The organism is Pseudomonas sp. 2024-210, from assembly GCF_045062345.1.
In the GTDB taxonomy this organism is placed as follows: Bacteria; Pseudomonadota; Gammaproteobacteria; order Pseudomonadales; family Pseudomonadaceae; genus Aquipseudomonas.
Map to the genome: position 1 here is coordinate 140,907 of NZ_JBJGEJ010000009.1, position 10,744 is coordinate 151,650.

10 protein-coding genes are annotated in these 10,744 nt (G+C 56.2%); 4 read left to right on the forward strand and 6 right to left on the reverse strand.

From position 1 onward, the window contains the following. Positions 1–84: 84 nt before the first annotated feature. Positions 85–645 carry an RBBP9/YdeN family alpha/beta hydrolase gene (locus ACI7MX_RS14725; protein WP_405589298.1) on the reverse strand — a complete coding sequence of 187 codons (561 nt, stop codon included), beginning with the start codon at positions 643–645 and terminating at the stop codon, positions 85–87. A gap of 41 nt (positions 646–686) precedes the next feature. Continuing rightward, on the reverse strand, positions 687–1,547 hold the full coding sequence (locus ACI7MX_RS14730; RefSeq protein ID WP_314483454.1) for a carboxylate/amino acid/amine transporter: 861 nt from the start codon (positions 1,545–1,547) through the stop codon (positions 687–689). A 426-nt stretch (positions 1,548–1,973) separates the two neighbouring features. Between ACI7MX_RS14730 and ACI7MX_RS14735 the strand changes: the two genes are divergently transcribed. The 3 genes from ACI7MX_RS14735 (at position 1,974) to ACI7MX_RS14745 (ending at position 5,534) form a co-directional block, all read left to right on the forward strand. Further along, positions 1,974–2,873 carry a LysR family transcriptional regulator gene (locus ACI7MX_RS14735; RefSeq protein WP_314483453.1) on the forward strand — a complete coding sequence of 300 codons (900 nt, stop codon included), beginning with the start codon at positions 1,974–1,976 and terminating at the stop codon, positions 2,871–2,873. A 159-nt stretch (positions 2,874–3,032) separates the two neighbouring features. Beyond that, positions 3,033–3,596 (forward strand): peptidylprolyl isomerase, encoded by a 564-nt coding sequence (locus ACI7MX_RS14740; RefSeq protein ID WP_314483452.1) that lies wholly within the window; start codon positions 3,033–3,035, stop codon positions 3,594–3,596. Positions 3,597–3,701: 105 nt separating this feature from the next. Beyond that, positions 3,702–5,534: an ABC transporter ATP-binding protein gene (locus ACI7MX_RS14745; protein WP_314483451.1), complete on the forward strand. Its 1,833-nt coding sequence runs from the start codon at positions 3,702–3,704 to the stop codon at positions 5,532–5,534. A 14-nt stretch (positions 5,535–5,548) separates the two neighbouring features. Here ACI7MX_RS14745 and ACI7MX_RS14750 read toward each other — a convergent pair whose 3' ends face one another. Continuing rightward, on the reverse strand, positions 5,549–6,673 hold the full coding sequence (locus ACI7MX_RS14750) for a GNAT family N-acetyltransferase (RefSeq protein WP_405589293.1): 1,125 nt from the start codon (positions 6,671–6,673) through the stop codon (positions 5,549–5,551). A gap of 306 nt (positions 6,674–6,979) precedes the next feature. On the opposite strand from ACI7MX_RS14750, the gene ACI7MX_RS14755 reads away from it, so the two are divergent. Beyond that, positions 6,980–8,272 (forward strand): putative porin, encoded by a 1,293-nt coding sequence (locus tag ACI7MX_RS14755; RefSeq protein WP_405589290.1) that lies wholly within the window; start codon positions 6,980–6,982, stop codon positions 8,270–8,272. Between the two features lie 119 nt (positions 8,273–8,391). Here the strand turns inward: ACI7MX_RS14755 and ACI7MX_RS14760 are convergent, their stop codons facing one another. The 3 genes from ACI7MX_RS14760 to ACI7MX_RS14770 are packed head-to-tail and all read right to left on the reverse strand — an operon-like array spanning position 8,392 to position 10,370. Further along, a complete protein-coding gene (locus ACI7MX_RS14760) occupies positions 8,392–8,619 on the reverse strand; it encodes a zf-HC2 domain-containing protein (protein WP_405589287.1) in 228 nt (75 codons plus the stop codon). Continuing rightward, a complete protein-coding gene (locus tag ACI7MX_RS14765) occupies positions 8,613–9,224 on the reverse strand; it encodes an RNA polymerase sigma factor (protein ID WP_405589284.1) in 612 nt (203 codons plus the stop codon). Before ACI7MX_RS14765 ends, ACI7MX_RS14760 begins: the two co-directional genes overlap by 7 nt. Positions 9,225–9,248: 24 nt before the next feature. Beyond that, entirely contained in the window at positions 9,249–10,370 is a 1,122-nt protein-coding gene (locus ACI7MX_RS14770; RefSeq protein ID WP_405589282.1) for a beta-ketoacyl-ACP synthase III, read from the reverse strand. Positions 10,371–10,744: the final 374 nt, after the last annotated feature.

Here is a 10,744-nt window from a genome sequence, read left to right on the forward strand (position 1 = left end):
CCGCAACCCTGAGAGGCCATTACCGACCCAAAAACACCGATCTGAATGGCTTTATAGCGCTTCGTAACCATGGGCACCCGTTACTCAGCTGTGTTTGAACTGCGGGTCGCCTGTCAGTTTGAACAACAGCTCAATCCCTTCTGGCCACGCGCCAACGCCACCCTCGGCATTGATATGGCCAGCGTTTTCCAGCCACACCAGCTCGCTGCCCCAGGCATTGCTAAATGCGGTGGCCCGCTCGCGGCTCACGTAAGGATCGTTGGTGCTGGCCACGGTAATTGCATCAAAAGGCAAAGCATTGAGCGGCATGGGCGTAAAACCCGTGGTCCCCGCCGGGTAGCTTTGCGCTTCGGTGTCACTGGGTGCCACCAGTAAAGCGCCGCGAACGCGCTTGGCTTGCGCGGGATACTCCTGCGCCCAACGGGCGATCAATGCGCACGCCAGACTGTGCCCCACCAGCACCACCGGTCGCTCGCTTTTGCTGATCTTTTTTTGCAGGTTATTTACCCAGTCGGTACACACGGGGGTTTCCCAGTTGTCCTGTTTAACCCGGTGCAGCCCGCTGTAGCGCTGTTCCCAGTGAGATTGCCAATGCTCTGTCCCTGAATTGAACAGGCCCGGCAAGATCAACACCCTGACTGTCATTACGACTCTCCTTGAAGGTGGTTGCTAGACTGAACTTGACCTTAGACCCTGATAGCTCTGCGGTCTAGGCGACTGATCCAGACAGCCACAACAATCACCAGACCGCCAATCAGCAAACGCCCCAGCGGCTCGTGCTGGTTCCAGATCAGCAGATTGAGCAACAACCCCACCGGCACATGCAGGTTGTTCATCACCGCCAGCGTTGCGCTGCTGACCATGCATGCACCTTTGTTCCACCAATACATCCCCAACGCAGTCGACACCAGCCCCAGAAAGACCAGCACGCCCCACTGCAACGGCGCATCAGGCAGAAAGTGGGCTTTGCCAAACAGCATAAAGGCCGGCAACACCACTGCCAGCGCACCCACATAGAAAAAGCCGAAACGCCGGTAGTGCGGCACGTCACTCGGGTAACGCGCCACCAATCGACGGTACAAGACCTGACCGGCGGCATAGGTGAAGTTGGCCAGTTGCAACAGCAGGAAGCCTTTAAAGAAGTCCGGGCTGATGCTGTCAAAGCGAATCACACCCGCCCCCGCGACCGCGACCAGTGCAGCCACCAGCGCCCACGGATTAAACCGGCGATTGAGTGCGTCCTCGATCAAGGTCACGTGTAATGGCGTAAGAATAGTGAACAGCAGAACTTCTGGCACAGTCAGGACACGAAAACTCAAGTACAGGCACACGTAGGTGATGCCGAATTGCAGCGCCCCGATCAGCAACATGCCGCGCATGAAGCCGGGCTCTACCTGTCGCCAGCGTGTCAACGGGATAAACACCAACCCAGCCAGCACCACACGCACCAGTACGGCAAAGTAGCTGTCGACGTGACCCGCCAGGTACTCGCCAATCAAGCTGAAGGAAAACGCCTGTATCAGCGTGACAAATAACAAATAGCCCATAGATTTTCGCCCGTAAGTCACACGGTTCGCTCGGCGCAGCACCGGCGAGCCAAAAGGAATGTGCGGGACCTTAGCGGTTTTCGATCGCCAGTAAAATGCTGGCAAAAAAAAACCCGATTCAGCGCAGGGGCTGATCGGGCAGGAGCACTCACTTAAAGTGCAAAGGGAGGTTCGATGCGCGAACCGCATGCTTGAAGGAGCAATGAACCGATTAAGCCAGCGTTCAATTATCTGCCGATTAAATAGGTGCTTAACGGATCGGAATTTTTGACACGCTGCGTAGGCTTAATCGCTAACCGATGCAGGACAATGGAATCTAGGTTATAGGACAATGCCTCGATAAAAAATAGTAAATATCTGCTACAACCTATCTATAAAACTGTTTATAAAGTCACCACACAACCGGTAACTGCAGAGGAATTCATCGTGAAAGCGCCCCGTGTGACCCTTGATCAGTGGCGCACTTTACAAGCCGTGGTCGACCATGGCGGCTTCGCCCAAGCCGCAGAAGTGCTGCATCGCTCGCAATCGTCTGTCAGCTATACCGTGGCCCGTATGCAGGATCAGCTCGGTGTGCCGTTATTGCGTATCGACGGGCGTAAAGCCGTGTTGACTGAAGCAGGGGGCGTCTTGTTGCGCCGCTCCCGACAATTGGTGAAGCAAGCCAGCCAACTCGAAGATTTGGCCCATCATATGGAGCAAGGCTGGGAGGCCGAAGTCCGGCTGGTGGTGGATGCCGCCTACCCCAACGCTCGGTTGGTGCAGGCGCTGACCGCTTTCATGCCGCAAAGCCGCGGCTGTCGTGTGCGTTTGCGCGAAGAAGTGCTTTCCGGTGTCGAAGAAGTCCTGCTCGAAGGCGTGGCCGACCTGGCCATCAGCAGCTTTAATATCCCCGGTTATCTAGGTGCCGAATTAAGCGCTGTGGAATTCGTGGCCGTAGCTCACCCTGACCATCCCTTGCATAAACTGCAACGCGAGTTGCACTTTCAGGATCTCGAAAGCCAGTTGCAGGTGGTGATTCGCGACTCCGGACGCCAACAGCCCCGCGACATGGGCTGGCTGGGCGCAGAACAGCGCTGGACCGTGGGCAGTCTCGCCACGGCTGCCGCCTTTGTCAGCAGCGGGCTGGGCTTTGCTTGGCTCCCCCGCCACATGATCGAGCGCGAGCTTAAAGAAGGCACGCTTAAACCTCTGCCGCTGAACCAGGGCGGCAATCGCCATCCGCTGTTTTTCCTGTACTCCAACAAGGACAAGCCATTGGGGCCGGCCACCCAAATACTGGTCGAATTACTGCGCACCTTTGACACCGCACCTCTGAAAGGCTGATCACCGCCCTGTAACTATCACAAGGGTGGGCAGGAACATCGATCGCGAATATCCTGTCCAAGGTTTACCCGCTGGCCTTGGCTGGCTCGTGACCTCCAATTTTTCGTCGTGAGTGAGTTCCCTCACCCCGTTGCCACCACTGTTCAGGATTATTGACCCATGTTGAAAAAACTCGCCCTCGCTGCCGCAGGCCTGATCTTCGCTGCCAACCTGATGGCCGCCCCTGCGGCTAAAGCCCCGCACGTTCTGCTGGACACCAGCTTCGGCCAGATCGAAATCGAGCTGGACCCGGTAAAGGCGCCGATCAGCAGCGAAAACTTTCTGAAATATGTCGACAGCGGCTTTTACACCAACACTATTTTCCACCGCGTGATCCCGGGCTTTATGGTTCAGGGCGGCGGGTTTACAAAGGAGATGGTGCAAAAACCGACGCGCGACCCGATCAAAAACGAAGCCAGCAATGGCCTGCATAACGTACGCGGTACGTTGTCGATGGCGCGCACCTCAAACCCTAACTCGGCGACTAGCCAGTTCTTTATCAACGTGGCTGACAACGCCTTTCTCGACCCGGGCCGCGACGCGGGTTACGCCGTATTTGCCAAAGTCGTGAACGGCATGGACGTGGTGGACCAAATCGTCAATTCGCAGACCACCACCAAACAAGGCATGCAGAATGTGCCGATCGACCCGGTGCTGATCAAGTCCGCCAAGCGTATCGACTGATAAGCCGAATCTTGCAGGGAGCACGACCGGCCCACACCCTCACCGCCCTGTTGACGGGCCGGTCACACCACTAAAGGAGAGTCCGCGCAGCGGGCGTCAGTGAACATGCTTTATCGTCGTTTTGAAAAACTGATCGATATTTTCCGCGAAGCGCCCACCGCCGCCCCGCCCAGTACTGTCTGGGCGTTCTACCTCTATTACCTGCGTCAGGTGTGGCCCATCTTCGCTGCCTTGCTGGTGGTAGGTCTGGTCGCGGCCTTGATTGAAGTGTCACTGTTCAGTTACCTGAGTACGTTGATCGACCTGACCCAGGGCACGCCCAATACAGACTTTTTCAAAGTCCATAGCGGTGAACTGATCTGGATGGCCGTGGTGGCGTTGATCATCCGCCCGGTATTCTTCGGCCTGCATGACCTGCTGGTTCATCAGACGCTCAGCCCGAGCATGACCAGCATGATCCGCTGGCAAAACCACAGCTATGTACTCAAACAAAGCCTCAACTTTTTCCAGAACGATTTCGCTGGCCGCATTGCCCAGCGCATCATGCAAACAGGCAACTCACTACGCGATTCGGCGGTGCAGGCCGTGGATGCCCTGTGGCATGTATTGATCTATGCGATCAGTTCGCTGGTGCTGTTTGCCGAAGCCGACTGGCGCCTGATGATCCCGTTGCTGACCTGGATCGTGCTCTATATCGGCGCACTGTATTACTTCGTGCCGCGCGTCAAAGAGCGCTCGGTAGTGTCGTCCGATGCACGTTCCAAATTGATGGGCCGTATCGTCGACGGCTACACCAATATCACTACGCTCAAACTGTTCGCGCACACCAACTTCGAGCAGCAGTACGCGCGCGAAGCGATCATTGAACAAACTGAAAAAACCCAACTGGCCAGCCGCGTTGTGACCAGCATGGACGTGACCATCACCAGCCTTAACGGCCTGCTGATCGTTACCACCAGCGGCCTGGCCTTGTGGCTGTGGAGCCAGTCATTGATCAGCGTGGGTGCGATTGCGCTGGCCACCGGTCTGGTGATCCGGATCGTCAACATGTCCGGCTGGATCATGTGGGTCGTCAATGGCATTTTCGAAAATATCGGGATGGTCCAGGACGGTTTGCAGACCATTGCCCAGCCCGTTGCCGTGAATGACCGTGAAGGGGCACCGCGCCTTGAGATCAAACGCGGTGAAGTGCGCTTCGAACATGTCGACTTTCATTACGGCAAGCGCAGCGGGATCATCAGCGACCTCAATCTGGTGATCAAACCCGGGGAGAAGATCGGCTTGATCGGCCCTTCGGGCGCTGGCAAGTCCACACTGGTGAACCTGCTCTTGCGCCTGTATGACGTGCAAGGCGGCAGAATTCTGATCGATGACCAGAACATCGCCGACGTGACACAGGAAAGCCTGCGCGAACAAATCGGCATGATCACTCAGGACACCTCATTGCTGCACCGTTCGATTCGCGACAACTTGCTGTACGGCAAGCCGGACGCCACCGACGAAGAGCTATGGGAAGCCGTGCACAAAGCCCGCGCTGACGAATTCATCCCGCAGCTGTCCGACGCTCAAGGCCGCACCGGCTTTGATGCGCATGTCGGCGAGCGCGGGGTTAAGTTGTCAGGCGGGCAACGCCAGCGCATCGCCATTGCTCGCGTGCTGCTCAAAAATGCGCCGATCCTGATCATGGACGAAGCCACCTCGGCGCTGGACTCCGAAGTGGAAGCCGCCATTCAGGAAAGCCTGGAAACCCTCATGCAAGGCAAAACAGTTATCGCCATCGCTCACCGGCTTTCAACGATTGCGCGAATGGATCGTTTGGTCGTGCTCGAAAAAGGCCATATCGCAGAAAGCGGCACCCACGCCGAACTGCTCGCCCACGGCGGTTTATACGCACGTCTTTGGCAGCATCAAACGGGCGGCTTTGTCGGCATAGACTGACAAAAATGCGAGGGTCAGGCCTGCCGGTATGGCAGCGCCGCCCTCGCCTCTTCGGCATACGCCAGCACACCGACCCGCTCACGATCCAGAAAATCACTGACCGCGGCTTTCAACCCTGGATGGCGCAAGTAATGCCATGAATGAGTGATCACCGGCTCAAAACCGCGTATCAGTTTGTGCTCACCCTGTGCGCCCGCATCAAAACGCTGTATGCCGTGCGCAATGGCATAGTCCATTCCTTGATAGAAACACGTTTCGAAATGCAGCCGGTCAAACTCCCCCAGACAGCCCCAGTAGCGTCCATAAAGACTGTCGCCACCCAACAGGCTAAACGCCATTGCGACGGGCGCAGAGCCTTGTTTGGCCATTACCACGCGAATGGACTCGGGCATGCGTTCAGCCAGCAGGCTGAAAAACGCTCGCGTTAGATAAGGCGTCTGGCGGCGCACCGCATAGGTATTGGCATAACAGGCGTAGACGAAATCCCACTGCGCCTCACTGACCTGCTGGCCTTCGAGCCACTCAAACTCAAAACCCTGCCCCGCCACCTGCTCGCGCTCCTTGCGCATTTGCTTGCGCTTGCGTGAACTCAGCGCATCCAGAAAATCCTGAAAGTCGCGGTAATCACGGTTCTGCCAATGAAACTGACAGCCGATGCGTTGCAGCCATCCCGGTTGTTGCGCCAACGCGGTGTCGGCCAAGGGATCGGTAAAGTTGATGTGCGCACTGGACAGCCCTTCTATCTTCAAATAGCCCGGCAAGGCCGCCAGCAACTCAAGGCCATCCTCACTTCGCGCGGCCAACAGCCGGGGCCCGCTGACCGGGCTGAACGGAACGGCCGTGAGCAGTTTGGGGTAATAGTCGATACCCGCCCGCTCACACGCATTCGCCCATTCGTGGTCGAACACATATTCGCCGTAGGAATGCCATTTACGATAACTGGGCAACGCCGCGAGCAACTGACCGTTTTCATAATGCAGAAGGTGCTCGGGCTTCCAGCCCGAATGCGGGCCAAGGCTGCCGCTGTCTTCCAGCGCACTGAGAAAAGCGTGACGCAAAAACGGTTGCGTCAGCGGCACCAATGCATCCCATTCCTGGGCTGAAATGCCAGCAAGACTGTCCAGACGATGTAACGGCATTGAAATCCCCAACCCACGCACAAGAGTGGCGATGGTAGCACCAGAACCCCGGAAGCCGATTGCACAGCCAGCAATATTGCGCAAACGACTGTTCCAGAGCGTTCGAATGCTGTCACAGACTTGCTATCAGATTGCCACTTTTTTGTCATATCCAGCCGCGATACTGGCGCCGCTTCTTAGAAGACAGGGTTATGAGCGGTCAGCCTGCCAACACGCTAGCGTCACGCTCAACCTCTTATTAGCGAGCCCATCAAGGGCCGATTGTTTCTGCGGTGGCCTCAGCCATCTCACTATTGGGAGATTCATATGCGTCTTGTTTCTACACGAGTTGCGGCGGGACTGTGTGGCACACTGGTATTGGCCATGAGTGTTCCGGCCAGCGCTGGCGTCGATGCAAAACTGCTAGAAATGCTCAAAGCCAACGGCTCCATATCACCGGCTCAGTACGCCGAGCTGCAAACCGAGCTGACCAGCGAGAAACAAGCCCAGCAAGAAGCCGCCGCCAATCAGGTGAAGAAATCCGACTTGAGCGCGTTTGAACAAAAAGTGGCCTGGGCCGCCAAGACCGAATTCAAGGGTGACGTTCGGGTACGCCACGAAAACGTCAAGATCGACGGCGAGTCCGACGGCAAAAACAAGGATCGCCAGCGTATCCGTGCTCGCTTGGGCGCCTACACCGAAATCAACCCGCAGGTGAACACCGGTATTCGTATTGCTACCGGTGGCGGCGACGATGCCCGCTCAACCAACCAGGACCTGGACAACTACTTCGACAAGAAACAGCTGTGGTTGGATCAGGCCTACATCGACTACCACCCGACCGCGCTGGCCAACATGCACCTGATCGGCGGCAAGATGCCACAACCGTGGGTCAGCATGGGCGACGTGATCTGGGATAGCGATATCAACCCCGAAGGTCTGGCGGCGACTTATAAGCACAACTTGGGTAACTCGGGTGTAGAAATGTTCGGCAGCGCCGGTTACTACACCCTCAAGGACAACGTTGACGGTGAAGGTGTGCAGTTCCGCCACGACCTGCGGCTGTATGCGGGCCAACTGGGTGCCAAATTCGCCCCGACTGACAGCCTGAAAGTCACCTTGGGCGGCAGCATTTACAGCTACGACAACGACAAGGACAGCAGCTGCCCGACCACTGGCACCAAGACCACACCGTGCGCTCTGGCGGTCAACGGCAACAGCACCGACGAGTTCCGTCTATACGAAGGTTTTGGTCAGGTCGATATTGCCAACCTGCCGGTGCCCCTGTCGCTTTACGGCCAATACGTGCACAACGCGGCCACAGACAGCGATCAGGACGACGCCTGGCTGGTGGGTTTCAAAAGCAAGCTCGACGCATTCAGCCTGGACTACAACTACCGCGATATTCAGCGTAACGCTGTGGTGGGTGCCTTCACCGACTCCGACTTTGCCAACGGCACCACCGGTTCCCGTGGGCATAAGTTCAAAGTGGGTTATGAAATCGACAAGAACTTCGGTGTGGGGGTGACGTACTTCCTGACCAAAGCCGACTATGCAACCTCAACGCATAAAGATGCCGATGCCAATACCCTGCAGTTGGACGTGGAAGCCAAGTTCTAAGCACTACGGTTCCCGGAAATAAGCAAAACGCTGAATCAGCAGCGTTTTGTGTGTTACCTGCAGAGTGTGGAAACCTTCGGCCCCCTTCACATCCACCGAAGGTCTCCACGCTTTTGCACTTACGTACGCCGTTCGCGCATCATCCGCTGCACCGTCATTTCGACATCGCCCGCTAGCGGTTCCTCAAACCTTTTCACGGTCGCACCCAGCAAACGCATGTGCCGGGTAAATCGGCGGCAATTAGGGCAAAAAAGTAAATGATGTCGCGCGACCAAGCGCTGTCGAAAGGTCAGCTGACCATCCAGATAATCACTTGACTGCGCAACGTACTGTTTGCAGGTCAGCATTCTCCTGTTTCCTCAAAATGCTCCACAGTGGCGAAGACTTTTAGCCTCGCCCGGTGCACCAGCACCCGAACATTGGAGAGCGATATGTCCAAAAGATTACAAATCTCTTCCAGCTCCAGCCCCTGACGTTCACGCAACACCAACACACTGCGCTGTAATTGCGGCAGGCTGAGCAACGTGTGCTCCAGGCATTCACGTAATTCATCTTCAGCCAACAAGGCTTCCGGGGTGTCGTGATGCCAGGCAAACGGCGCCAGCAGCCAGTGGCCATCGCTGGAGAATCGATCGTCGTTAACGCTGCCGTGAGGCGAAGGGAGATCGTCGAGCAAAACTTCCCGACGATTTTGTTTATAGCGATTTTTGGCCGAGTTGGCCGTGATAGTCAGCAGCCAGGTTTTCAGGCTCGAACGGCCCTCAAAGGAGGCCAGATTGCGCACCACCAATAGCCAGGCATCCTGCACAACCTCATCAGCATGGCGGTTCCCTACAATTGCGTAGGCAACCGCCTGCATAGCACCTTGGTAGGTACTGACCAGCTTTCGAAACGCCTGCTGCTCACCTGCCAACAGACGCTTGAGCAAATCGGTGTCGTCAGCTGTCAGCATTCGCACCCCGCAAAGTAGCGATGTTTAACGCTTGCGCAGAATCACACTGCCAATTGAATACCCGGCACCGAACGAACTCAGCACTGCCAGCGCCCCGCTCGGCAGATCGTCCTGGTACTTGTGGAATGCAATCACCGATCCCGCCGAACTGGTGTTGGCGTACGTGTCGAGAATGACCGGCGCTTCTTCGACTGTCGCTTCACGGCCTAGCAGACGTTTGACGATCAGGTGGTTCATGCTCAGGTTGGCCTGATGCAGCCAGAAGCGTTTAACGTCATTGACATCAATAGTGTTTTCCTCAAGATGCTGCCCGATCAATTCGGCCACCATCGGGCACACATCGCGGAAAACCTTGCGACCTTCTTGCACGAACAATTTGTCGGGGCTGTCTGCCGGCTCATCCGAGGCGCGGTTGAGAAAGCCGAAGTTATTGCGGATGTTGTTCGAATAGGTGGTCAGCAGTTTGGTGCTGACAATATCGAACTGGTGCGCAGATGTGGCCAGGTCGGCACGCTCAACGACCACCGCCGTGGCGGCATCACCAAAGATAAAGTGGCTGTCACGGTCCCGGAAATTCAGATGGCCGGTGCACACTTCAGGGCTGATCAGCAGCACCGCACGTGCCTGGCCCAATTGCACACTGTTACTGGCCGTTTGAATACCAAAGGTTGCCGAAGAACAGGCCACGTTCATGTCAAAGCCAAAGCCCTGAATGCCCAAGGCATGTTGCACTTCAATGGCAATGGCCGGGTAAGGACGTTGCAAATTGGAGCAGGCGACAATGACCCCGTCGATATCGGCGGCTGTTTTGCCCGCACGTTCCAACGCCTGTTTGGCAACGCCCACCGCCATTTCGCAGAGCACCGACATTTCGTCGTTGGAGCGCTCCGGCAAGTGCGGGCGCATGCGTTGCGGATCAAGAATGCCTTCTTTGTCCATCACAAAGCGGCTTTTAATCCCTGATGCCTTTTCAATAAAGGCAGCGCTGGATTCTGCCAGCGGCTCAACATCGCCCGCCTCGATGGCTGCAGCGTTGTCTGCATTGAACTGCTGTACCCAGGTATTGAAAGATTGCACCAGCTCTTCGTTGGAGATGCTGTTGGCCGGGGTGTACAGGCCGGTGCCGCTGATGACGACGTTATGCACGGTCGTTCCTCTATTCTGATCAAGCAGATAATACTGGCACGTTCGTACCAAGTCATAAAAAGGCTGACCCCTGATAGAGAGAGGAAAAGCCCGAACTACATTCGCTTAAGGTATTAATAGCCGCGAAGTTTGCCATAAACGCCAGCATTTGGCCTTCTTTAGCAGAAGAAAGTCCTTTACGGGATTGAGCAGCATGCCTGCGTGAAGTATTTCTGTAGGTACTGTCTTGATCCTCAGAGCACAACCAACTGCTCGTACGGGGAGCTTTTAGGTTTTAGGTTTTAGGTTTTAGCTTCTAAAACAATCCCCCTGCCGCCACCGAAACAGTGAAATGAACACTGAGGCCCCTCACAGGAGGCTGAACGCAGGTGCTG

Bases quoted from the DNA above. Each gene is read 5' to 3' on its own strand.
- ACI7MX_RS14725 (WP_405589298.1), bottom strand. From the start codon at position 645: ATGACAGTCAGGGTGTTGATCTTGCCGGGCCTGTTCAATTCAGGGACA.
- ACI7MX_RS14730 (WP_314483454.1), bottom strand. From the start codon at position 1,547: ATGGGCTATTTGTTATTTGTCACGCTGATACAGGCGTTTTCCTTCAGC.
- ACI7MX_RS14740 (WP_314483452.1), top strand. From the start codon at position 3,033: ATGTTGAAAAAACTCGCCCTCGCTGCCGCAGGCCTGATCTTCGCTGCC.
- ACI7MX_RS14745 (WP_314483451.1), top strand. From the start codon at position 3,702: ATGCTTTATCGTCGTTTTGAAAAACTGATCGATATTTTCCGCGAAGCG.
- ACI7MX_RS14750 (WP_405589293.1), bottom strand. From the start codon at position 6,673: ATGCCGTTACATCGTCTGGACAGTCTTGCTGGCATTTCAGCCCAGGAA.
- ACI7MX_RS14755 (WP_405589290.1), top strand. From the start codon at position 6,980: ATGCGTCTTGTTTCTACACGAGTTGCGGCGGGACTGTGTGGCACACTG.
- ACI7MX_RS14760 (WP_405589287.1), bottom strand. From the start codon at position 8,619: ATGCTGACCTGCAAACAGTACGTTGCGCAGTCAAGTGATTATCTGGAT.
- ACI7MX_RS14765 (WP_405589284.1), bottom strand. From the start codon at position 9,224: ATGCTGACAGCTGACGACACCGATTTGCTCAAGCGTCTGTTGGCAGGT.